This is a genomic window from Georgenia sp. SYP-B2076, assembly GCF_003991205.1.
In the GTDB taxonomy this organism is placed as follows: domain Bacteria; phylum Actinomycetota; class Actinomycetes; order Actinomycetales; family Actinomycetaceae; genus Georgenia.
This window is the reverse complement of sequence record NZ_RXOZ01000031.1, coordinates 1-22,681: the sequence shown is the minus strand read 5'-3', so window position 1 is coordinate 22,681 and position 22,681 is coordinate 1. Positions and strand designations below refer to the sequence as shown.

General features: G+C 72.2%; 18 protein-coding genes. 15 read left to right on the top strand and 3 right to left on the bottom strand.

Annotation, left to right across the window (positions count from 1 at the left end; genetic code table 11):
- The first annotated feature begins 105 nt into the window (after positions 1–105).
- From EJK16_RS19865 to EJK16_RS11350, 11 genes are all read left to right on the top strand, one after another.
- Positions 106–1,077, top strand: a complete 972-nt coding sequence (locus EJK16_RS19865; protein WP_240645975.1) for a glycosyltransferase — start codon at positions 106–108, stop codon at positions 1,075–1,077.
- On the top strand, positions 1,070–1,903 hold the full coding sequence (locus EJK16_RS19860; protein WP_205739725.1) for a glycosyltransferase: 834 nt from the start codon (positions 1,070–1,072) through the stop codon (positions 1,901–1,903). The genes EJK16_RS19865 and EJK16_RS19860 overlap by 8 nt, the downstream gene beginning before the upstream one ends.
- Before the next feature lie 76 nt (positions 1,904–1,979).
- Entirely contained in the window at positions 1,980–3,953 is a 1,974-nt protein-coding gene (locus tag EJK16_RS11390; protein WP_127129395.1) for a DUF6541 family protein, read from the top strand.
- A gap of 206 nt (positions 3,954–4,159) precedes the next feature.
- Entirely contained in the window at positions 4,160–5,347 is a 1,188-nt protein-coding gene (glf, locus tag EJK16_RS11385; protein WP_127129393.1) for a UDP-galactopyranose mutase, read from the top strand.
- A complete protein-coding gene (locus tag EJK16_RS11380) occupies positions 5,344–6,213 on the top strand; it encodes an ABC transporter permease (RefSeq protein ID WP_127129391.1) in 870 nt (289 codons plus the stop codon). Before glf ends, EJK16_RS11380 begins: the two co-directional genes overlap by 4 nt.
- On the top strand, positions 6,213–6,956 hold the full coding sequence (locus tag EJK16_RS11375; protein ID WP_127129389.1) for an ABC transporter ATP-binding protein: 744 nt from the start codon (positions 6,213–6,215) through the stop codon (positions 6,954–6,956). The genes EJK16_RS11380 and EJK16_RS11375 overlap by 1 nt, the downstream gene beginning before the upstream one ends.
- Positions 6,953–8,707: a glycosyltransferase gene (locus tag EJK16_RS11370; RefSeq protein ID WP_127129387.1), complete on the top strand. Its 1,755-nt coding sequence runs from the start codon at positions 6,953–6,955 to the stop codon at positions 8,705–8,707. The genes EJK16_RS11375 and EJK16_RS11370 overlap by 4 nt, the downstream gene beginning before the upstream one ends.
- Entirely contained in the window at positions 8,707–9,606 is a 900-nt protein-coding gene (locus EJK16_RS11365) for a glycosyltransferase family 2 protein (RefSeq protein ID WP_127129385.1), read from the top strand. The genes EJK16_RS11370 and EJK16_RS11365 overlap by 1 nt, the downstream gene beginning before the upstream one ends.
- Positions 9,603–10,841, top strand: coding sequence for an acyltransferase (locus tag EJK16_RS11360; RefSeq protein ID WP_164737306.1), 1,239 nt, complete (start codon positions 9,603–9,605; stop codon positions 10,839–10,841). The genes EJK16_RS11365 and EJK16_RS11360 overlap by 4 nt, the downstream gene beginning before the upstream one ends.
- A gap of 78 nt (positions 10,842–10,919) precedes the next feature.
- Positions 10,920–12,902: a DUF6541 family protein gene (locus tag EJK16_RS11355; RefSeq protein WP_127129382.1), complete on the top strand. Its 1,983-nt coding sequence runs from the start codon at positions 10,920–10,922 to the stop codon at positions 12,900–12,902.
- Positions 12,903–13,103: 201 nt separating this feature from the next.
- On the top strand, positions 13,104–15,026 hold the full coding sequence (locus EJK16_RS11350; protein WP_127129380.1) for a SpoIID/LytB domain-containing protein: 1,923 nt from the start codon (positions 13,104–13,106) through the stop codon (positions 15,024–15,026).
- A gap of 100 nt (positions 15,027–15,126) precedes the next feature.
- Here EJK16_RS11350 and rfbB read toward each other — a convergent pair whose 3' ends face one another.
- Positions 15,127–16,122: a dTDP-glucose 4,6-dehydratase gene (gene rfbB / locus EJK16_RS11345; RefSeq protein ID WP_127129378.1), complete on the bottom strand. Its 996-nt coding sequence runs from the start codon at positions 16,120–16,122 to the stop codon at positions 15,127–15,129.
- Between the two features lie 203 nt (positions 16,123–16,325).
- Between rfbB and EJK16_RS11340 the strand changes: the two genes are divergently transcribed.
- Positions 16,326–18,635, top strand: a complete 2,310-nt coding sequence (locus EJK16_RS11340; protein ID WP_127129376.1) for an N-acetylmuramoyl-L-alanine amidase — start codon at positions 16,326–16,328, stop codon at positions 18,633–18,635.
- Positions 18,636–18,756: 121 nt separating this feature from the next.
- On the opposite strand, the gene EJK16_RS11335 is transcribed toward EJK16_RS11340, so the two are convergent.
- Together EJK16_RS11335 and EJK16_RS11330 are read right to left on the bottom strand one after the other, a co-directional pair.
- Positions 18,757–19,602: an alpha/beta fold hydrolase gene (locus EJK16_RS11335; protein WP_127129374.1), complete on the bottom strand. Its 846-nt coding sequence runs from the start codon at positions 19,600–19,602 to the stop codon at positions 18,757–18,759.
- A 185-nt stretch (positions 19,603–19,787) separates the two neighbouring features.
- Entirely contained in the window at positions 19,788–20,402 is a 615-nt protein-coding gene (locus tag EJK16_RS11330) for a dTDP-4-dehydrorhamnose 3,5-epimerase family protein (protein WP_127129372.1), read from the bottom strand.
- Between the two features lie 99 nt (positions 20,403–20,501).
- On the opposite strand from EJK16_RS11330, the gene rfbD reads away from it, so the two are divergent.
- The 3 genes from rfbD to EJK16_RS11315 are packed head-to-tail and all read left to right on the top strand — an operon-like array spanning position 20,502 to position 22,580.
- Positions 20,502–21,368 carry a dTDP-4-dehydrorhamnose reductase gene (rfbD, locus tag EJK16_RS11325; RefSeq protein ID WP_127129370.1) on the top strand — a complete coding sequence of 289 codons (867 nt, stop codon included), beginning with the start codon at positions 20,502–20,504 and terminating at the stop codon, positions 21,366–21,368.
- On the top strand, positions 21,361–22,128 hold the full coding sequence (locus EJK16_RS11320; protein WP_240645973.1) for a glycosyltransferase family 2 protein: 768 nt from the start codon (positions 21,361–21,363) through the stop codon (positions 22,126–22,128). The genes rfbD and EJK16_RS11320 overlap by 8 nt, the downstream gene beginning before the upstream one ends.
- Positions 22,125–22,580, top strand: coding sequence for a DUF2304 domain-containing protein (locus EJK16_RS11315; protein ID WP_127129368.1), 456 nt, complete (start codon positions 22,125–22,127; stop codon positions 22,578–22,580). Before EJK16_RS11320 ends, EJK16_RS11315 begins: the two co-directional genes overlap by 4 nt.
- Positions 22,581–22,681: the final 101 nt, after the last annotated feature.

The window sequence follows — 22,681 nt, the reverse complement described above, 5'->3', positions numbered from 1 at the left end:
AGGGCACGACTAGGCTGCTGGAGGCAGTTGAGCCAGTGAACGGCGTACGGCGCTAGCGATCTGGCTGTCAGTGACCGGGCCACCGGCAGACCAGGAGAACGATCAGTGAGCACCTCACCACACCCCGAGCCCAGGGTGGTGGCCGTCGTCGTCGCCTACAACCGGCGCGATCTCCTCGTCCAGACCCTCGACGGCCTGCAGGGGCAGACCCGGCCCGTGGACGCCGTCGTCGTGGTGGACAACGCCTCCACGGACGGCTCCGGCGACGTCGCCGCGGCCCACCCCCTCGCCGCCGACGTGGTCACCCTCAGCCGCAACACCGGGGGAGCGGGCGGCTTCGCCGCGGGGATCGCACACGCGCTCCAGGCCCACGGCGCCGACCTCGTGTGGATCATGGACGACGACACCGTCCCCACCGGGACAGCCCTGCTCGAGCTCCTCCTCGCCCGCCAGGCCTACCCCGGCGACCCGGCCGTGCTGGCCTCCCGCGTGGTGTGGACCGACGGGCGGGACCACCCGATGAACACGCCGCGCCCGCGGCCCGGGGTCCGCGCGCGGCTCGCGGCCCGGGCGCGCTCGGCCGGCGCGGTGCAGGTGCGCTCGGCGTCGTTCGTCTCCCTGCTGCTCGACGCCCGCGCCGTGCGCACGGACGGCCTGCCCATGGCCGCGTACTTCATCTGGAACGACGACTTCGAGTACAGCGCCCGGCTGCTGCGCCGCCGCGTGGGGCTGTCCGTGCCGTCCTCGGTCGTGCGCCACCTGACGAAGACCTTCGGATCCACCGACGCGGACCCGGGGGAGCGGTTCTACTACGAGGTCCGCAACAAGATCTGGCTCTTCACCCGTTCGCGCGCCCTCGGGCCCGCCGGGACGGTCCTCTACGGCGGCTCGACCGTGGTGCGGTGGGGCCGGACGATCCTGAAGTCGTCGAACCGACCGGTGCTGCTGCGCGCCGGCGCGCGCGGGTTCCGCGACGGCCTCGCGACCCGACCGGACCCGACGCCGGCCGTGCTCGCGGGGATGGGCCCGGTCAGCGACGAGGTGGCCGCCATCGAGCGCGGGGCCGGGCGTGACTGAGCCCTTCAGCGTCCTGCTGCCCGTGTACAGGGGCGACACCGCGGCGCACTTCGAGCGGGCCGTCCGCTCCGTGACCGTCGACCAGGTGCTCCGGCCCAGCGAGCTCGTCGTCGTCCGTGACGGGCCGGTCGGCCCCGCGCTCGCGGCCGTCCTCGAGGCGCTCGTCTCCGGGGCCGCCACGTCGCCCGCGGGCGACGTGCCCGTCACGATCCTCCAGCTGGGCCGGAACCAGGGCCTCGCGCGGGCGCTGGAGCGCGGCCTCGCGGCCTGCGCCCACGAGATCGTCGCCCGCGCCGACGCCGACGACATCTCCCTGCCCGATCGGTTCGCGACCCAGATCCCGCTGGTGGTCGGCGGGCTGGACCTGCTCGGCTCCGCCATCACCGAGTTCGAGGACGACGAGGCGTGCCGCGGCCTGACCCGCGTGCTGCCCGAGCGGGCCGACGACATCGCCGCCACCGCGCGCTTCCGGGACCCCTTCAACCACCCCTCCGTGGTCTACCGCCGCGCCGCCGTGCAGCGCGCCGGCGGCTACCGGCACCTGGACCTCATGGAGGACTACTGGCTCTTCGCCCGCATGATCGCCGCGGGCGCCCGCGTGGGGAACGTGTCACAGCCCCTGGTGCTCTACCGCGTGGGCGCGGGGGCGTACCGGCGCCGCGGCGGGTGGAAGCTGCTGCGCTCGGAGGTGGCGCTCCAGCGCCGGTTCCGCGCGGCCGGCTTCACGACGACCGCGCAGTTCGTGCGCAACGTCGCCGTGCGCGGCGGATACCGGTTCGTTCCTGAGCTCGTCCGGAAGGTTGCCTACCGGCGGATGGTGGGCTGAGCGACGGGTAGCCTGCTCCCGTACGCAAGGTCCGGGGTACGGGCGCGGTTCGCGGGGAAGCCCGGAGGAGAAGTCGATGTCGTGGTGGTCCGGGCTGGACGAGGCCGCGATCCTGACGTTCTTCCTCTTCGGCCCGGGGCTGCTCGTGGGTGCGGTGCTCGGGCTGCGCCGAGTGTTGCTGCTGGTCGCCGCGCCGGCGCTCAGCGTCGCGATCCTGTCGGCGTCACCCGTCCTGCTGGGCCCGCTGGGCATCGCGTGGACCCCCGCTAGCGCCGTCGCCAGCACGCTCGCCGTCGCGGCCGGCTTCGCCGCGTTGCGGCTCCTGCTCCGCCACAGCTGGCGAGTCGGATCCGACCCCGCGGGCGCGTTGTGGCCGGTGCTCGTCGCCGTCGTGGTCGCGGTGCCCTTCGCCGCGATCCCCTTGCACAACGGCATGGGCTTCCCGGACTCCCCGCCGCAGACGTGGGACGCGGTGTTCCACCTCAACGGCAGCCGCGCGATCCTGGACACCGGGGACGGCTCGTCCCTGACCCTCGGACGGCTGAACGCGCCGGCGAAGGATCTCGCGATCTACCCCGCGGCCTGGCACGACGTCGCCGCCCTCGCCGTGCGCGACGACATCGTCGTCACCGCCAACGTCCTCACCCTCCTCATCTCCGCGGTGGTCTGGCCCCTGGGGCTGGCCGGCCTGGCGAGCGTCCTCGTGCGGAGCAGCAAGGTGGCCCCGGTCGCCGCGGCGCTCGCCGGCACGGCGCTCGTCTCCTTCCCCGCCCGCGTGATCTCCTACGGCACCCTGTGGCCCACCGCGCTCGCCTACGCGCTCGTGCCAGCCGCGCTCATGGTGACGCTCGTCGTCGTCGCCCGGCTGCAGGCGCTGGGCACGCACAAGCGTGCGTCCTTCCCCGTGAGCGAGGTCATCACCCTGCTGGCGGTGCTCGGGGGCGCCGGCCTCGCGCATCCCACCGCAGTCCTCGCCTACGCCGTCATCGCCGCTCCGATCTGGATCCCCCTGTGGTGGCGCGGGCTCACCGCGGCCCGCCGTGCGGGCGGGGCGTGGCGCTGGGCCGGCGTGGTGGCGCCGGTGCTGGCGTGCGTGGTGGCGGCAGTGCTCGCCAGGCCGCTGTTCCGTGCCAAGGAGATCAACACGCGCGACCCCTACGGCACGGCGGCCGACGCCATCGTCGGCGCCCTCACCGACTCCCAGTTCGCCAACCAGGGATTCGGCAACCCGGAGAAGTCCTGGCTCCTCGGCGCCCTCATCGTCGTGGGCATGCTCGCGACCCTGGTGGTGCGCCGACACCGGTGGCTGGCCATCGGGATGGTCACCACGACGGCGCTGTTCGTCCTGGCCGTCGACTCCGCCCTGCCGGGGGCCTTCCTCGTCCGGCCCTGGTACTCGGACCCGGTCCGGCTGGGCGCGATGGTCGCGCTGGTCGTGCCGCTGCTCGTCGCCGTCGCGGTCGCCTGGCTCGGCGAGCTGGCGACGCGGTGGATGCGTGGGCCGGCGCGACGCCGGATCCTGCTGGCCGAGGTCGTCTCCGCGGCGCTGGTCGTGGTGCTCGTCCTCGGCACCGGCGGGCTGCGCGGGCAGCTGCGCGTCCACCAGCTGCAGATCAACTACGCGTTCATCCCGCAGTCGGGGTTCAACTCCCTCGTGAGCCCCGACGAGCAGGCCCTGCTCGAGCGGGTGGACGACGAGCTGCCCGATGACGCCGTCGTGCTGGCGAACCCCTACACCGGCGCCCCGCTGCTCTACGGCCTCTCCGACGTCGACGTCGTCTACCCGCACCTGGGCGGCAGCTGGGGGAAGCAGCAGAAGTTCCTCGCGACGTCCTTCGACCAGATCGAGACCAACCCCCGGGTGTGCGCGACCCTGCGGGACCTCGGCGTCAAGTACGTCTACGGCGACGACCTGCTCTACTGGCCCGACCACGAGGACATCGGCAACTACCGCGGGCTGTTCGACCTCGCCTCGGTGGCGGACGTGCTCGAGCCCGTGGACTCCGGCGGCGGCGCCACGCTCTACCGCATCACCGCCTGCGGCTTCTGACGCGGCCGCGCACGTTCGGGCGCGGGCCGCGCACGTTCTGACTCGGGCCGGGCACGTTCTGCCGCGACCGCCGGGCGCCGAGACGCGGCGCTGCGCGCACCGGGGGAGCGGTGGCATCCCTCACCCTTTCGCCCCAGACGTTCGGTCCACCTTTCGGACGGGCTAACCTTGCGGGGACTGTTGGCGATGAACGAGGAGATTCCCGAGTGAATTCGGACCTAGTCGTGGTGGGTTCGGGCTTCTACGGCCTGACCGTGGCTGAGCGGCTGGCCACGGAGCACGGGCTCAAGGTGCTCGTCATCGACCGCCGCGCGCACATCGGCGGCAACGCGTACTCCGAGGCGGACCAGGCCACGGGCATCGAGGTGCACCGCTACGGCGCGCACCTGTTCCACACCTCCAACGAGCGCGTGTGGGAGTACGTCAACCGCTTCACGAAGTTCACCGACTACGTGCACCGCGTGTACACCACCGTGGCCGGCGAGGTGTACCCCATGCCGATCAACCTCGGCACCATCAACCAGTTCTTCCGCTCGGCCCACGGGCCCGAGGAGGCGCGGGCGCTCATCCAGGAGCAGGCCGGCGAGATGGCCGGGACCGACCCGCAGAACCTCAACGACAAGGGCATCCAGCTCATCGGCCGCCCGCTGTACGAGGCGTTCATCAAGGGCTACACGGCCAAGCAGTGGCAGACCGACCCGCACAACCTGCCCGCGGGGATCATCTCCCGCCTGCCCGTGCGCTACACGTACAACAACAACTACTTCAACGACACCCACGAGGGCCTGCCGGTGGACGGCTACACCGCGTGGATCGAGCGCATGGCGGACCACCCGAACATCGAGGTCCGCCTGGACACCGACTTCTTCGACACCACGCAGCCGGTCAACAAGGACGCCGTCGTCGGGCAGGTGCCCGTCGTCTACACCGGACCGGTGGACCGCTACTTCGACTACGCCGAGGGCGAGCTGAGCTGGCGCACCCTCGACTTCGAGCGCGAGGTCCTCGACGTCGGTGACTTCCAGGGCACGTCGGTGATGAACTACGGCGACGAGGACGTGCCGTACACCCGCATCCACGAGTTCCGGCACTTCCACCCCGAGCGGGACTACCCGACGGACAAGACGGTCATCATGCGGGAGTTCTCCCGCTTCGCCCAGCACGGCGACGAGCCGTACTACCCCGTGAACACGGCCGACGACCGCGAGCGGCTCCTGAAGTACCGCGACCTCGCGAAGGGGCAGAGCGACGTCATCTTCGGCGGGCGCCTGGGCACCTACAAGTACCTGGACATGCACATGGCCATCGGCGCGGCCCTGTCCACGGTCGACAACAAGCTCACGCCGCACTTCCGCGACCACGAGGCGCTGAAGAGCGGCGGAGTCGACGAGTGAGCGGCGGCACAGCCGCCGTCGACCAGTTCGTCGAACCCGGGCGCGGCGGCGGGCTGCTCGACGTCGTCCGGCAGCGGTACCTCCTGAGGCTTCTCGTCCGCAAGGAGCTCCGGGTCCGCTACCGCGGCTCGGTGCTCGGCATGGCGTGGTCCTACGTCAAGCCCGCCGTGCAGTTCATCGTCTACTACTTCGCCGTCGGCGTCTTCCTCCAGATGAACCGGGCGGTCGACAACTTCGCCGTCTACCTCTTCGCCGGCATCGTCGTCATCAACTTCTTCGGCGAGGCCTTCGGGAACGCCACCCGCGCGATCGTGGGCAACAGCGCGCTGGTGAAGAAGATCTACCTGCCGCGCGAGCTCTTCTCCGTGTCCTCGCTGTGGGTCGCGACGGTCCACTTCTTCCCCCAGCTGCTGGTCCTGCTGGTCGGCGCGCTCATCTACGGGTGGCGCCCCTCGCCCGCCCAGCTCGCCGCGGGCGTGCTCGGCTTCGTCATCCTCACGATCTTCTCCCTCGGCCTCGGCCTGATCTTCGGCGCGGTCAACGTGATGTTCCGCGACGCCGAGAACGTCGTGGACCTGCTGCTCATGGTGGCCACCTGGGCGTCGCCGGTGCTGTACGCGTGGACCGCCGTGTACGACGTCATCGGCAACACCTGGCTGTGGACGCTGTACCAGCTCAACCCGCTGACCCCCGTCGTCGAGCTCTTCCACTGGTGCTTCTGGGCGCCCACGGCCGGCGTCGACTACGTCGGGACGCCGGACCTGGCCAAGTGGGTCGCGATTGCCGGCGCCATCTCCGTGCTCACGCTGCTTATCGGCGAGTGGGTGTTCCGCCGTCTGGACGGGCGCTTCGCCCAGGAGCTGTGATGACCACGAACCACACCCCGCGGGTCGTCGTCACCGACGTCTCCAAGCACTTCACCCTGCGCCACACCCACACCGCCAAGGACTGGGTGGTGTGGAACCTCAAGGGGCGCCCCGCCGCCCGCGCGGACGACTTCGTCGCCCTGCACGACATCACGTTCACCGTGGACGACGGCGAGGCCGTCGCGCTGCTCGGGCTCAACGGCTCCGGGAAGTCGACGCTGCTCAAGCTCATCTCCGGCGTCATGCGCACCGACACGGGCTCGATCCGGGTGCGCGGGAAGATCGCCGGCCTCATCGAGGTGGGCGCCGGGTTCCACCCCGACCTCACGGGCCGGGAGAACGTCTTCCTCAACGGCGCGATCCTCGGGATGAGCGAGAAGCAGATCACCGAGAAGTTCGACGAGATCGTCGCGTTCAGCGAGATCGAGGAGTTCATCGACACCGAGGTGAAGTTCTACTCCTCGGGCATGTTCCTGCGCCTCGCCTTCGCCGTCGCCGTCCACACCGACCCCGACGTGTTTCTCGTCGACGAGATCCTCGCGGTCGGGGACGAGCCGTTCCAACGCAAGTGCCTGGCCAAGATCCGCGAGCTCCGCGACGCCGGCAAGGCCCTGGTCATCGTCAGCCACGACCTCGACATGGTCGCCCAGCTGTGCGACCGGGGCATCCTGCTCGAGCGCGGCCGGATGGTGGCGGACGGGCCGATCGAGCACGCAGTAGCAACGATGAGGGGAGAACGATGACGGTCGAGGTGGAGAGCCTTCTCGAGGAGATCCAGACCGAGCCGGACGGGCTGGGCCTGCTCGAGGAGCTGCGGGCGCAGTTCGACGGGCGGGAGATGGCCCTGTCGCTGACGGCCGACGGTGTCGCCGCCGCCGAGGCGGTGGGCGCCCCGTGGCTCGCCGCGGCGCTGCGCTCCCTCACCCTGGCGTACCCCGGCAGCCCCGTGGAGCTGGTGCTGCGCACCTCCGGGACGGAGCCGATGGCCGAGGGCTGGGAGGCGGTCCCGGCCAACGCCGGCAGCTTCTTCCTCGGCCAGGGCGGCGTCGGCCGCCTGTCCGTCGCCGGCACGGACACGGGCGCCGCGCCCGTGCGGCGGGTGCTGCAGATGCCGCGGCCCGAGCTGCTCACCAGCGAGGGCGACTACGCGTTCATCCAGCCCACCGACCCGGTCCGGCGCGCCGCGGGCAAGCTGTACTCCACCCTGTACCGCAAGACCCCGCTCGCCCTGGACACCTGGCGCCAGGGCCGCAACTCCACGCCGCCCGGCGGCCGCTCGCCCATGGTGCCCAAGGCCCAGACGATGACGTCGGCGGGCCGGACCGCGCTCCTGCTGGCCCCCGAGTCCCGGCGTCCCGCCGTGTGGGTCGCCATGCACTGGCTCGAGTCCGGCGGCGCCGAGGCGTGGGGCTTCCGCTCCGCGGAGATCGCGCGCGACGCCGGCTACGAGGTGGTCATCACCGCGGACCGCAGCTCGCCGCAACGCTCCCTGGCCCGCGCGCTGGCGATCACGCCGCACGTCTACCTCGGCGCCAACGCCCTCTTCAACGAGGACTGGGAGCCCTTCCTGCTGGGCATCCTGCAGCGGCACGACATCGCGCAGGTCCACATCCACCACTCCGCGAAGGTGTACCGGTTCCTGCCGGAGCTGCGGCACCGCACCCGGGGCGTGACGGTGATGGACAGCACCCACCTCGTCGAGCACCGCACCGGCGGGTTCGTGCGCAACAGCCTCGAGTACTCCCACCTCATCGACGCCCACCACGTCATCAGCCCCGAACTGCGGGACCTGTACCTGCTCGACGCGCGCGTGGACCCGGACAAGGTCGCCTACCGTCCGCTGACCGACCTCGCCAGCCCCGCCACCGCGTCGGTCGGCGAGCCCCTCGAGAACGACGAGGTCGCGGCCGCGGCGGTGACCGGTGCCAGGAGCGACCGGCGCGGCGACGGGCCGCTGCGGGTCGGCTTCCTCGGCCGCCTCGCGCCGCAGAAGCGCCCGTTCCTCTACATCGAGCTCGCCCGCCGCCTGCACAAGGCCCACCCGGACCAGTTCTCGTTCCTCATGCAGGGGTCCGGGGCGCTCGAGTCCATCGTCGCCGAGCAGATCGCCCGCAGCGGCCTGGGCGGCGTCCTCACCCGCCGCGAGTGGGGGCCGGCCGCCGAGTTCTTCGACGACGTCGACGTGCTCGTCGTGTCCTCGGACAACGAGGGCCTGACCCTGACCACCATCGAGGCGGAGGAGCACGGCGTGCTCGTGCTCTCGGCGGACGTGGGCAGCCAGCGCACGGTCATCGCGCCCGGGCTCCTCGTGCCGCGCCGGCCGCGCGGCTTCCTCATCACGGCCCAGCGCGCCCTCGAGCGTGTCGCCACCGACCCGCGCGCCTTCGCCCTGGCACGGTCGCAGCAGCGCAGGCTGCTGCGCGGCCTGCGGTCCGTGGAGCCCGCCGGGCAGTACCTGACCACCTATTACGCACGGAAGAAGGAGCAGGCCTGATGCGCGTCGGAGCCGTCGTCGTCACGTTCAACCGGTTGGCCCTCTTGGAGCAGACCCTCGCGGGGCTGGAGGCGCAGGAGCGCCCGGTCGACCACATCGTCATCATCAACAACGCCTCGACGGACGGCACCAAGGAGTACCTCGAGAGCCGCGAGTACGCGGTCCCCGTCACCGTGCGGCACCTGGCGACCAACACCGGCGGCGCCGGCGGGTTCTCCGAGGGCACCGAGGTGGCCTACGGCCTCGGGATGGACGCCATCTGGCTCATGGACGACGACACCGTGCCCCGCCCGGGCGCGCTCGGCCCGCTCGTCAGCTCGCTCCAGGACGCCGAGGAGCGCCTCGGGTTCCTGCCCAGCTTCGCCTGCTCCATGGTGCTGTGGGACAAGGACGGGTCCCTGTGCGAGATGAACACGCCCGAGCCCACCTGGGACTGGGCGCGCTCGCTCGCGCTGGGCGCCGACTACACCCTGATGAAGTCCTGCTCCTTCGTCTCCGTGCTCATCACCCGCGAGGCCGTCCACGCCGTCGGGCTGCCCTCGGCGAACTTCTTCATCTGGTACGACGACGCGGAGTACACCCAGCGCCTGTCCAAGTACCGCCCCGGCATCTTCGTGGCCGACTCCAAGGTCGACCACATGCTCCCGGCGAACCGCGGCGTGAACTGGGGCGACGTCAACGAGAAGAACATCTGGAAGTTCGAGTACGGCGCCCGCAACCAGGTGGCCTCCGCCATCAAGTTCCGCAGCCCCACGATCGCCGCCAGCCTCGCGGAGAACATGATCAAGCAGATGAAGGGCAGCGGCGTGCCGAGATCCCTGCGCCTCCGGCTGGTCAAGGCCGCCGCGAAGGGCCTGGTCTTCAAGCCGACGGTCAAGCAGGCGCGGACCATCCAGTGAGCACGACCCTGGTGGGGGAGGAGGTCGCCCGCGCCGGGGCGGCCGCCGCCCCCCTGGGGCCGCCGCCGCGCCGCCCGGTGCACGCGCTCACGGGCATCCGGATCGTCGCCGCGCTGTGGGTGGTCCTCTTCCACATCCGTGGCAACCTCTACTCGGAGTTCCCCGGCCTCGACCGCTGGGTCGGGCCGGTGCTCGACCAGGGCGGCCTCGGCGTCGACCTCTTCTACGTGCTCTCCGGCTACGTCCTGGTGCTCAACTACGGCTCGCGGATGGGGCAGCGGTTCCACCTGGGCGCGTCGGGCCGGTTCTGGTGGGCGCGGCTCGCGCGCGTGTGGCCCGCGTACGTCGTCACGCTGATGGTCGCGGCGCTCTGGCACGGGTACCTCCTGGCCACCGAGCAGAACGACCCGGCCGCCCCGCGGGACTTCTCCGTGCTCAGCTTCCTGCGGCAGATGTTCCTCGTGGTGCAGTGGACCGAGCCCGACTCGGACCGGCTCACCTGGAACGGGCCCGCGTGGACCGTCTCCGCGGAGGCCCTCGCCTACGTCGCCTTCCCGGTCCTCATCCTGCTCGTCTACCGCTTCGCCGCCGTGTTCTCCGCCCGCGGGCTCGCGGTCCTGGCGCTCGCCTGCGTCGTCCCGACGGCGATCCTCATCGCCTCGTTCGGCACGCTGTACGCGCCGTTCCTGTGGATGCTGCGCATCGGCGGGAGCTTCCTCGCCGGGGCCGTGGCGTGCGCCGCGGTGCAGCACCTGCGCGGCTCCTCGCGGGAGCGCGCCTGGGCGAGCCACCTCGCCCTCGGTGTCGTCGTCGTGATGGTCGCCGGGTTCTTCGCCGCCGACCGCGCGGGCCTGGCCCACGTCACGCCGGCGTTCGCCATCCCGCTCTTCGTGGCCCTGGTCGGCGCCCTCGGGCTCGCCGACCGGCACCTCGCCCGGCTGCTCAGCACCCGCGTGTTCGTCGTCGGCGGCATGGCCTCGTACAGCGTGTACCTCGTGCACATGCTGCTCGTCGAGCCCGTGTGGTGGCTGCAGGGCGAGTACGACGTCCTCGCGCCGGGCACCACCGGGTCGGCGGTGGCGTTCGTCGCCCTGCCGTTCCTCATCGTCGCCGTGGGGTACGCCCTGTGGCGGTGGTTCGAGGAGCCGGCCCGCCGGCGGATGAAGGCGATGGGCGCCGTGCGCGCCACGGCCGTGCCCACGGCCGGCGACGCGGCGCGCGCCGCCCGCCGGTAGCAGCGGCGCGGGTGTGCCCGGACCCCCGGCGCGCCCACCACCAACACCAGCACGAGCAACAAGGAATGAGACCGACACATGGCGTTCGCTGACATCGCCGGCACCGTCGTCGTCGCGGCCCTGCTGACCTGGCTGCCGGGACTCCTCGTCCTGAGCCTGGCCCGCCTGCCCCGGCTCACCGTGCTGGCCCTCGGCCCCGCCGTGACGCTCTTCCTGGCCTTCGCCGGCACGCTGACCGCCCACGCCGTCGGGGTGCGCTGGTCGGTGCTCTGGCTCGCGCTGGGCACCGCCGTGCTCATGCTCGTCGTCGTCCTGCTGCGCCGGTGGCGGGGCCTGCCCACCACACGGGAAGCCGCCTGGCCCCCGGCCGGCGCCGCCGTCGTCGCGGTGCTCGTGCTCGTCGCCGTCGGGATCGGCGCCCACGCCTACCTCGCCGCGTCGCAGAACTTCACGATCATCCCGCAGGACTTCGACTCCGTCTTCCAGGCCAACGCGGTGCGCTGGATCGCCGAGACCGGTGACGGCACGGCGCAGGGGCTCGCCGGCGTCAACAACTACGCGTCGACCGCGCCGTTCTACTACCCGTCCACCCTCCACGCCCTCATGGCGCTGACGTTCCAGCTGACCGGGACGGGCGTCATCGCCGCGGTCCACGCGCACATCCTGCTCTGGATGCTCACGCTGCCCCTGGGCGCCGCGGCCCTCGCCCGCGCGCTGGGCGCCGGGCCGGCCGGCGCGGGCGCCGCCGCGCTCGTCTCGACCAGCTTCACCGCTCTGCCGTACGAGCTCATCTGGCGCGGCCTCGTGCCCTACACCCAGACGCTCGTCCTCGTGCCCGCGCTCCTGGCGACGCTGGTGCTGGCCGCCCGCCGCCGCTCGGTGGTCGACACGGTGCTGCTCGTCGGCGCCGCCGCCGCGCTCGTCAGCACCCACACCTCGGCCGCGACGACGCTGCTGGTCTACGGGCTGCCCCTGGTCGCGGCGCTGCTCATCTGGGCGCGCGGCGAACGCGGCGAGCTGCTTCGGTGGGCCGGCGGCGCCGTCGTGTTGCTCGTCGTGCTGCTCGCCCCCACCGTGGCCGGGCTCCTGGGCACGTACGGCCAGGACGACCTCACGTGGGACTGGCCGGCCATGCTCGGCGTCCCGGAGGGCCTGCGAACCGGCCTGCTGTTCGGCACCGGCTTCAAGGACACCGTCCAGCTCCAGCTCGCGGTCCTGGTGTGGGCCGGCGTGGCGTGCGCGGTCGTGCTGCGCCGGTACCGCCGCGCCCTCGCCCTGGCGGTGGGCATGGTCGCCGCCATCGGTCTCTACGTGCTCGCGGTGGCCGTGGACGGCCCGCTCTCCCTCGCCCTCACGAGCTTCTGGTGGAACGACCAGCTGCGCCTGTCCGCGCTCGTGGCGATCGCCGCGCCCGTGTTCGTCGGCATCCTCGCGGACGCCGTCGTCACCGCCGTCGGGCGCCTCGCGCGACGGCGCGGCCGGACCGCGCCGGTGGGCCCCGCAGGGCCCTCCGCACGGCCCACCGCACGGCCCGCCGTGCGCGTGGTCGCCGCCGTCGCCGGGGCCGCCGTCCTCGCCGCCGGCTACCTCGCCGTCACGGGCGGCGGCTACTCCGAGCGCAACCGCGGCACGATGGCCTTCCGGTACGCGGACGGCCCGACGGTCACCGCGGACGAGCGGGAGGGGATGACGCACCTGCCGGAGCTCGTCCCGGCCGGCAGCCGCGTGATGAACGACTTCGGCGACGGCTCCGCGCTGATGTACGCGCTCGAGGGCGTGCGGCCCGTCTACGGCCACATGCAGTTCGACAAGAACACCCCCGAGCACGTGCTCTTCGGCATCCACTTCGACGAGATCGCCACGAACGCCGAGGTCCGGCAGGCCGCCCGGGCGCTCCACGTCGACTACGTGTGGCTGGGGGAGGGGTTCCTCCAGCCCGGCCACACCCGCCTGTCCGGCCTGGACACGATCGCCGAGCAGCCCGACGTGTTCGAGCTCGTCTACTCCAACCCGGGCGCCCAGCTCTACAAGATCAACTGGGACGCCCTAGGCGAGTCCTGACCGACCGGCACGGCGTCGCCCCCACCCCCCGGTAGCGCTCGAGCGGTCAAGTACTCGCGGCCCGGGGCGGGCGGGGCGCGGTCCCCGAGGGGCCCGCCTCACGAGTGCCAATCCCGCCTAACAATTCGCTGACGTGCCACGATGGTTGTGAATGGGGGCGACCATGCCTCTTTTCAGATGCTTCTCGTGAAAGTGGTGTGTATGAGTCGGCTCAGACGCCTTCTGCAAGCGGCCCTCGTCGGCGTGATGGCGGTCGGTACGGCGACGATCGCGCCCGTCACCGCCCAGGCGGCAGAGACGGTCTACACCCCGCCCGCGTCGGGCGCGTGGGAGGTCCGCGGGCACGGGTACGGGCACGGGATCGGCATGTCGCAGTGGGGCGCCCGCGGCGCCGCGCAGCAGGGCCGGTCCGCGGGCGAGATCCTCGACTTCTACTACCCGGGCACCACCACGAACAACATCGGCAACCCCCAGATCCGGGTTCAGCTCTCGGCCTTCAGGTCGACGGCGGCGGCCACGTTCTGGAGCCCGACCGGCAGCGCCAACGGCGTCGCCGTCGACGGCGGCGGCGCGCGGGTCGAGGGCCCGGGCGCGTTCACGGTGCGCCTCGACGCGCAGGGCTTCGTCGTCGACCGGACCACGGCGGGCGGCACGGAGACCACCCGGCTCCCCGGCAACGACATGTGGGTCCGCACGGTCGACGGCGTCGTCGCGGCGCCCGCGGGCGCCGGCGAGGGCGTCTGGTACCGGGGCGCCATCCGCCTCGTGCGCACGGGGGAGACGACCTACGACGTCGTCAACCTCCTGTCCATGCAGGAGTACCTCTACGGGGTGGTGCCCCGCGAGATGCCGTCCGGCTTCGACGCCGCCGCCCTGCAGGCGCAGGCCGTCGCGGCCCGCAGCTACGCCCTGTCCGTGTCCCGCCCCAACGCCTCCTACGACCTGTGCGACACGACGGCGTGCCAGGTCTACGGCGGACGCGCGGCGGTCACCCCGGCGGGCAAGGTGACGTTCAACCGGGAGGCCGGATCGACCAACGCCGCCGTGGACGCCACGGGCGGCCAGGTGCGCTGGTACCAGGGCGCGGTGGCGTTCACCCAGTTCTCGTCCTCCAACGGGGGCCACTCCCGCGCCGGCAACAAGCCGTACCTCGTGGCGCGCCCGGACCCGTGGTCCGGCGCGGCGCGCAATGACACGGTGCACTCGTGGACGGCGCAGCTCTCCGTCGGGGCCGTGCAGGCCAAGTGCCCGGCCGGCGGGACCCTGCAGCGCCTGGTGCTCACCTCCCGCGACGGTCGCGGCGACCTCGGCGGGCGCATCACCGGCGCCCGTGTGGAGTGCACCAACGGCAGCACCATCGTGAACACCGAGTCCGCGCTGCGGTTCGGCCTGAAGTCCTCGTGGTGGGTGCCGACGGCGGCGGCGGCGGCCCCCACGGGCGCCGGGAACGGCTACTACCTGTCGAACTCGAACAGCACCGGCAAGGCCGACGTCGTCTTCCGGTACGGCAACCCGGACGACACCGTGCTGGTGGGCGACTGGGACGGCAACAGGTCCGACACCCTGGCGGTGCGCCGCGGCGGGACGTACCACCTCTCGAACTCCAACACGAGCGGCGTCGCCTCCGTGGTCATGGGCTACGGGAACCCGGACGACACGGTGCTGGTGGGCGACTGGGACGGGAACGGCACGGACACCCTGGCGGTGCGCCGCGGGGGGACGTACTTCCTGTCCAACTCCAACAGCACCGGGACGGCGGATGTCGTGATGGGCTACGGGAACCCGGACGACACGGTGCTGGTGGGGGACTGGGACGGGAACGGCACGGATACCCTGGCGGTGCGCCGCGGGGGGACGTACTTCCTGTCCAACTCGAACAGCACCGGGACGGCGGATGTCGTGATGGGTTACGGCAACCCCGGGGACACGGTGCTGGTGGGGGACTGGGACGGCAACCGGTCCGACACGCTGGCGGTGCGCCGCGGCGGGACCTACTTCCTGTCCAACTCCAACGCCACGGGCGTCGCCGACATCGTCATGGGCTACGGCAACCCCGACGACATCACCATCGTGGGTGACTGGGACGGCAACGGCACCAACACGCTGGGCGTCCGGCGGCCGTGAGGCTGCTGCCCGCGTAGGCGCACATGGCTGAGGCCCGCACCCCTGATGGTCAGGGGTGCGGGCCTCGGTCGTTGGCGGGTACGCGCTGCCGGTGATGCCGCTACTGCCCCTGGGCGGCGTACTTCGCCTCGACGGCGGCCTTCTGCGGGCGCCACCAGCCCTCGTGCTCGCGGTACCAGGCGATCGTGTCGGCCAGCCCCGAGCGGAAGTCCTGGAACTCCGGCTCCCAGCCCAGCTCCGCGCGCAGGCGCGTGTTGTCGATCGCGTAGCGCAGGTCGTGGCCGGGCCGGTCCGCGACGTGCTCGTAGTCGGCGGGGTCGCGGCCCATGAGCTCGAGGATGAGCTCGACGACCTCCTTGTTGTTCTTCTCGCCGTCCGCGCCGATGAGATACGTCTCCCCGATGGCGCCCTCGTCGATGATGGTCCAGACCGCGCGGTTGTGGTCGCGCACGTGGATCCAGTCGCGCACGTTCGCGCCGGCGCCGTAGAGCCGGGGGCGGACGCCGTCGATGAGGTTGGTGATCTGGCGCGGGATGAACTTCTCGATGTGCTGGTACGGCCCGTAGTTGTTCGAGCAGTTCGAGAGGGTCGCGGCCACGTTGAACGAGCGCACCCACGCGCGGACCAGCAGGTCGGAGCCCGCCTTCGTCGACGAGTACGGGCTCGACGGGTTGTACGGGGTGTGCTCGGTGAACTTCGCCGGGTCGTCCAGCTCGAGGTCGCCGTAGACCTCGTCGGTGGAGATGTGGTGGTAGCGGGTGCCGTGGCGGCGCACCGCCTCCAGGAGCGTGAAGGTGCCCAAAAGGTTGGTGTGGACGAAGGGGGAGGGGTCGTTCAGCGAGTTGTCGTTGTGCGACTCCGCCGCGAAGTGGACCACGACGTCGGCGTCGGCGACCAACGGGTCCACCGTGTCGGCGTCGGCGATGTCCCCCTCGACCAGCGTGATGCGGTCGGCGACGTCCGCGAGGGAGTCACGGTTGCCGGCATAGGTGAGCTTGTCGAGCACCGTGACGTCGGCGTCGGGACGGTCCTCGAGGGTCTGGTGCACGAAGTTCGCGCCGATGAAGCCGGCACCTCCGGTGATGAGAACTCGCACACACGCCTCCTGGGCCGCTAACAGTTCGGGTGGGTCTGACCGATTGTCTCAGGTGGACGACGCGCCCCGGCAACCAAATGCGGAACGCCGTCGACTAATGACGAGGATCGGCAATCCGGCACGGTACCGTCGCGAACAGGACGCACGCAGAGCCCAAGGTCCGATGCGTCCGACTTTCCAGATCTCCGACCGAAGGGCACCTCGTGGCGATCCGCCGTGCCAGTGCCGCAGCCTCCGCTGCCGCGCTCATCCTGCTCATCCCCGGGGGCTCGGCCCTCCCCGCCCTGGCCGCGGCCGTGCCGGGTGACGCCCCAGCAGCGATGGGCGTCAGCGCCGCCGATGCCGCCGCTGGTGGCGCCGCCGGCACCGCCACCGGTGCCGCGGCCGGGCCCAAGGAGCCGGTCACGCTCTTCTCCCTCACCGACGGTTCGGGCGAGCCCACCAACGTGGCTGTCGAGGGCATCGAGCAGCTCGCCGCCGCCGGGACCACGCCGGGCAGCGGCGCCTCCACCAGCGGGGCGTCGGCGCGCCTGTCCACCGACGGCGCATCCTCGGGCGCGACGATGCGTCTCGCCTCGACGGGCGCGGCTGCCGCGACCGCCGCATCGACCCCGGCGGGCGACGTCGACGTCGACAACATCGCCGTCCTCACGGCGCCGACGGCCACCGACGAGTTCGTCGTCGCCGGCCTGACGTGGGACGCCGACAGCCCGCTGGCCGCCGACGCGCGGATCTTCGTGCGCGTGCAGGAGGGTGATGACTGGTCCACGTGGATCGAGGTCGAGGAGGAGGGCGAGGCCGACCACGCGGGGGCCCAGGCCACCACCGGCACCGGGCCCTTCCTCACCGGCGGCGCCAAGGCCGTCCAGGTCCAGGTGACCGGTGCGGCGGCCAAGCTGCCCACCAACCTCGAGCTCAGCCTCATCCCCTCCAACCCCGTCCCGGCGGAGAAGGTGCTCACCGAGCCGGGCGCGCGGCCGCGCCAGCTCCCCGTCGAGGAGCCGACCGCGACGACGGAGCCGGCGGCCTTCGAGAGCCTCGCGCCCCTCGGTGGACCGGTGGACGCGGCCGCCCCCACGGCCGGCCTGGACACCACCTCGACACCCTCCTTCCGGCTCGCGTCCGCGACGACGGCGAGCGTGCCCGCCGTCGGGCAGCCGGCGTATGTCACCGACATGCCGGCCGTCGCGCCCGCGGCCCTGGCCGGCGGCGTCGTCGCGACCAGCGCGCCCCGCCCCAGCATCATCAGCCGGGCGGGCTGGGGGGCCGACGAGTCGTTCATGTCCTGGAAGCCGTCGTACAAGACGCTCAAGGCCGCGATCGTTCACCACACGGCGGGGACCAACAACTACGCCGCGTCCCAGTCCGCCTCGATCGTCCGCGGCATCTACTACTACCACGCAGAGACCCGCAACTGGGGGGACATCGGCTACAACTTCCTGGTCGACAAGTACGGCCAGGTCTTCGAGGGGCGCTCGGGCTCGATCCCCGCGCCAGCCGGGACCATGCCCCAGGGCGCGCACGCCGCCAACGCGAACATCGGCAACTTCAACCCCGGCACCCTCGGCATCTCCGCGATGGGGGACTACACCCAGGTCGGCGCCCCGCAGGTGATCCTCGAGCGGATGGCGGACGTCATCGCGTGGAAGTTCGACCAGGCCGGGATCGACGTCAACTCCGCGAGCGGGATCATCTCGCCCGGCACGGCGGCACGGCCGAGGGGGCAGAACCTGCCCCGGATCTTCGGGCACCGCGACGTCGGCGCGACCTCCTGCCCCGGCAACGACATCTACGGCCGTCTCGGCGGCCTGATCAGCTCGGTGGACAAGCGCCTCGCCCACATGTTCTACCTGAACAACGCCTTCACCGGGCGGGCCGACATCGCCTTCGACTACGGCAACGCGAACGACACGTTCCTCGTGGGCGACTGGAACGGCGACGGCGTCGACACCCTGGCCATCCGCCGCGGCAACACGTTCTACGTCCGCAACTCCAACACCACCGGCGCGGCCGACACCGTGTTCTCGTACGGCAACCCCGGCGACGTCGTCCTCGTGGGCGACTGGGACGGCAACGGCACGGACACCCTCACCGTGCGGCGCGGGAACGTCTTCTACGTGAAGAACTCGATCAGCACCGGCGTGGCCGACGCGGTCATCGCGTACGGGAACCCGGGCGACGAGGTGCTCGTGGGCGACTGGAACGGGGACACCAAGGACACGTTCGCCGTCCGCCGCGGCAACAGCTTCTTCGTGAAGAACACGGTCACCACCGGGGTGGCGGACAAGGTCGTCATGTACGGCAACCCGGGCGACGTCGTCGTCGTGGGGGACTGGAACGGCGACAAGGTCGACACCTTCGGGGTGCGGCGCGGCATCACGTACTTCCTGAAGAACTCGATCACCACCGGCGTCGCCGACACCGTCTTCGCCTACGGCAACCCCAGCGACGAGATCCTCGTCGGTGACTGGGACGGCAACGGCACGGACACCCTGGGCGTCCGCCGCCACTGACCCGCCCCCTCTTGCGGTGACCGGTCAAGTACTAGCGCAAGAGATGACAGCGGGATCCGCACCCGACGTGTCACCCGGGCGTCAGTAGATGACCTGTCGCCGGATCGGGGGAGGCCTGGCTCTACTGCGCGTTGGCCCGCAGCCACTCCAGCGCAGCCGGGGCCGAGCGAAGGACTGAGATGTGCCCGTCGTCCGGGGAGAGGCGTAGCTCCGCCCGCGGGCAGCGACCCGCGAGCCACTCGCTGTGTGCGGCGGGGACCACCCGGTCGCGGCCACCGTGCAGGAGAAGCACAGGGGCCGTCACCTCCGCGGGGTCGAACCCCCACGGGGTGACGGCCGCGACGTCGTCGTCGATCAGGCCGTCCGGGCCCGCCTCCACGGCCGGGCGCACGACGTCCAGGAGCCAGGACCATTCGCCCGAGAGCGCGTCCAGGTCCGCCGCGGTGAACTCCGGGTCGTACTCGGCTCCTGAGGCCTCGTACGCCTCCTTCGCGGCGCGCCCCTCGGCGGCTGCCCGCAGCGAGGCGACGCCGGAGGTCGCCATGCCCGCGAACCAGTCGAGCCCCGGGGCACCGAACGGGGCCATCCCGGCCCCGCCGACCACCGCCAGGACACGGTCCGGCAGCAGCGCGCCGCAAGCCAGCGCGTGGTGCGCCCCGCTCGAGTGACCCATGACCGCGAACCGGTCGATGCCCAGCGCGTCGGCGACGGCGGCGACGTCTTCGGCCGCGGAGGCCACTGACCGGCCCGGGCACGCGGTCGACTGCCCGTAGCCGGGCCGGTCGTAGGACACCCAGCGGATCCGGAGCCGGTCCGCCGCCGGGAACAGCGGCTGCGGTGGCGCGCCGATGTTGGGCGTGCCGTGATGCCAGAAGACAGGAAGACGATCTGCGGCGTCGTGCCCGCCGGTGTCGTACACGTGCAGCGTGCGCCCGGCGCCGACTTCCACGTTCAGCTCAGTCACCATGCGCGGAGCCTAACGAGGGCGTCCCTCTCCAAAGCCGTGCGAGGAGAGGACACGCCTCATGGCCGGACTCCGGGCGGGCGGGGGCGGACGCCAGTACTTGACGGGTCACCGGGTTGGGGCGGGCGCCGGTGCTGACCTGTCACTGACGAGGCGGTTAGTACTTGACCTGTCACCGGGGGTGGGGGCTACTGGAGCGTGGCCAGGAAGGCCTGGACGTCGTCGTAGCTCGGCAGCAGGCCCTGGTCCTTCGCCTCCGTCAGGCTCGGCGCGGCGGAGTCCTTCTCCGAGAGCAGGAGCTCCAGGGCGCTGCCGTTGCGGGCCGTGGTGGGCCACTCGATCCCCAGCTCGGGGGAGAGCGGGTTGATGCCGTGCTCCCGACCCGGGGCGTACCCGGCGGAGCAGAGGTAGACCACGGTCGAGTTGTCCTCCAGCGCGCAGAACGCGTGGCCCAGCCCCTCCGAGAGATAGATCGCACGCCGGTCGACGTCGTCCAGGAGCACGCTGTCCCACTGCCCGAACGTCGGCGAGCCGACCCGGATGTCGACGACGACGTCCAGGACCGCGCCGCTCGGGCACGTGACGTACTTCGCCTGCGACGGCGGGACGTCCGCGAAGTGGATCCCGCGCACCACGCCGGCGGCGGAGACGGAGCAGTTCGCCTGCTTCAGGTCCAGCGGGTGGCCGACCGCCTCGACGAAGGCGTCCTCCTTGAACAGCTCGAGGAACACCCCGCGCGGGTCGCCGAACTGCTGGGGGGTGATCTCCCAGGACCCCGGGATGGTGAGCTCTCGGAACTGCACAGCACTGTCCTCCTACCGCGCCGGGCGGGCGCCCGGCCGTCCCACACTAGCGACGCGGCTAGGCTGCTACCGGTATCTGGACGGGACGAGGAGAGTGGCATGCGCTGGTTGGTGGCAGGATCCACCGGGATGCTGGGCACCGATCTGGTGGCAGAGCTGGGCAGGGCCGGGCACGACGTCGTCGCCGCCCGGCACGCCGACCTCGACATCACCGACCCCGTCGCCGTCGCCCGGCGGGTCCGCGACGTCGACGTCGTCGTCAACTGCGCGGCGTGGACGGCGGTGGACGACGCCGAGACCCGGGAGGCGGACGCCTTCCGCCTCAACGCCACCGGCCCGCAGCTCCTCGCCCGCGCCGCCCGCGCGGCCGGGGCGCGCCTCGTGCAGGTCTCCACCGACTACGTCTTCGACGGCGCCGCCACGTCCCCCTACGCGGAGGACGCCGCCCTGAACCCCGTCTCCGCCTACGGCCGCACCAAGGGTGCCGGCGAGTGGGCGGTGCGCGCCGAGACCGACGACTACCTCATCGTGCGCACCGCGTGGCTCTACGGCGCCCACGGCGCCTGCTTCCCGCGCACCATGGCGCGCCTCGCGGGCGAGCGCGACACCCTGCAGGTGGTCGACGACCAGGTCGGCCAGCCCACCTGGACCGCCGACCTCGCCGGGCTCATCGTCCGGCTCGTGACGGCCGGCGCGCCGTCGGGCACCTACCACGGAACGTCGTCGGGGCAGGTCTCGTGGCGCGGCTTCGCGCAGGCGGTCGTGGCCTCCCTCGGCAAGGACCCCGCGATGGTGGCCGCGACGACGTCGGACCAGTTCGTCCGCCCGGCCCCGCGCCCCGCGTACTCGGTGCTCGGGCACGACGCCCTCGCGACGGCCGGCGTCGAGCCGATCGGGGACTGGTCCCAGCGGTGGGCCGAGGCCGCCGCCGTCGTCCTCGAGCCCTCGGGGCAGAGCCGTGCCTGACCGCTCGCTGCGTCCCCGGGCCGAGCTGCTCATCGTGCTGCCCGCCTGGAACGAGGAGGAGGCCCTGCCCGCCGTGCTCGAGGAGCTGCGCGTCGCCGTGCCCCAGGCGGACGTCGTCGTCGTCTCGGACGGCTCGGTGGACGCGACCGCCGACGTCGCCCGCCGTGCCGGCGTGCGCGTCCTGGAGCTGCCGTTCAACCTGGGCGTCGGCGGGGCCATGCGCGCCGGGTACTCCTACGCGTACCGCAAGGGCTACCACCGGGTGGTCCAGCTCGACGCCGACGGCCAGCACGACCCCCACGAGGTCGCCACCCTCCTCGAGACGGCGGACGCCACGGGCGCGGACCTGGTCATCGGCGCGCGGTTCGCCGGCAAGGGCGACTACGAGGTGCACGGGCCCCGCAAGTGGGCCATGAAGCTCCTCTCGGCCGTGCTCTCCCGGGTGACGCGCACGAAGCTGACGGACACGACGTCCGGGTTCAAGCTCGCCGGTCCCAAAGCCATCGAGCTGTTCGCCCGCGACTACCCCGCGGAGTACCTCGGCGACACCGTCGAGGCACTGGTCCTGGCCGCCCGCAACGGCCTGGTCGTGCGCCAGGCCGCCGTCGTCATGCGCCCGCGGGCCGGCGGCACGCCCTCGCACAACCCGGCCAAGGCGGCGCTGTTCCTCGGGCGGGCGTTCGTGGCCCTGTTCGTCGCGCTGAGCCGGCCCCGCGGCGTCGATCCGGGGTCCACCCCGAACATGGAGGCCGGCCGATGAGCGGGTATGTCTTCGCGATCTGCTTCGCGCTGGTCACCGTGGTGTTCATGTTCGCGCTGCTGCGCAACCGGCACATGCGGGAGAAGTACGCCACGGCCTGGGTGCTCGTCGCCCTCGCGGTCCTGATTGTGGCCGTCTTCCCCGGCATCCTGGACTGGTTCGCGGACCTGTTCGGGATCAAGACGCCGATCAACCTCGTCTTCTTCGTCGCGTCCCTGGCGCTGCTGCTGATCTCGGTGCAGTACTCCGTCGAGCTGTCTCGGCTGGAGGAGCAGAGCCGGAAGCTCTCCGAGGAGTGCGCGATCCTGCGCTCGGACATCGACGACCTCCGCCGCGTGATCGCCGGCCGCGTCGGCCCGGGGGAGCCGGGCGGCGCGGGTGGCCCGGAGGGGCCGGGCACGCCGCGGTCGCCGCACGGGCCGGGCGCGCCGGCCGAGCCCGACCGGGGCTGACGGAGGGGGACGTCGTGCGCGTCATGATGGTGCCATGAACGACACCACCGCGGCCCCGGCCGGCCTGCGCCTGACCCACCTCGACGAAGCCGGGCACGCCC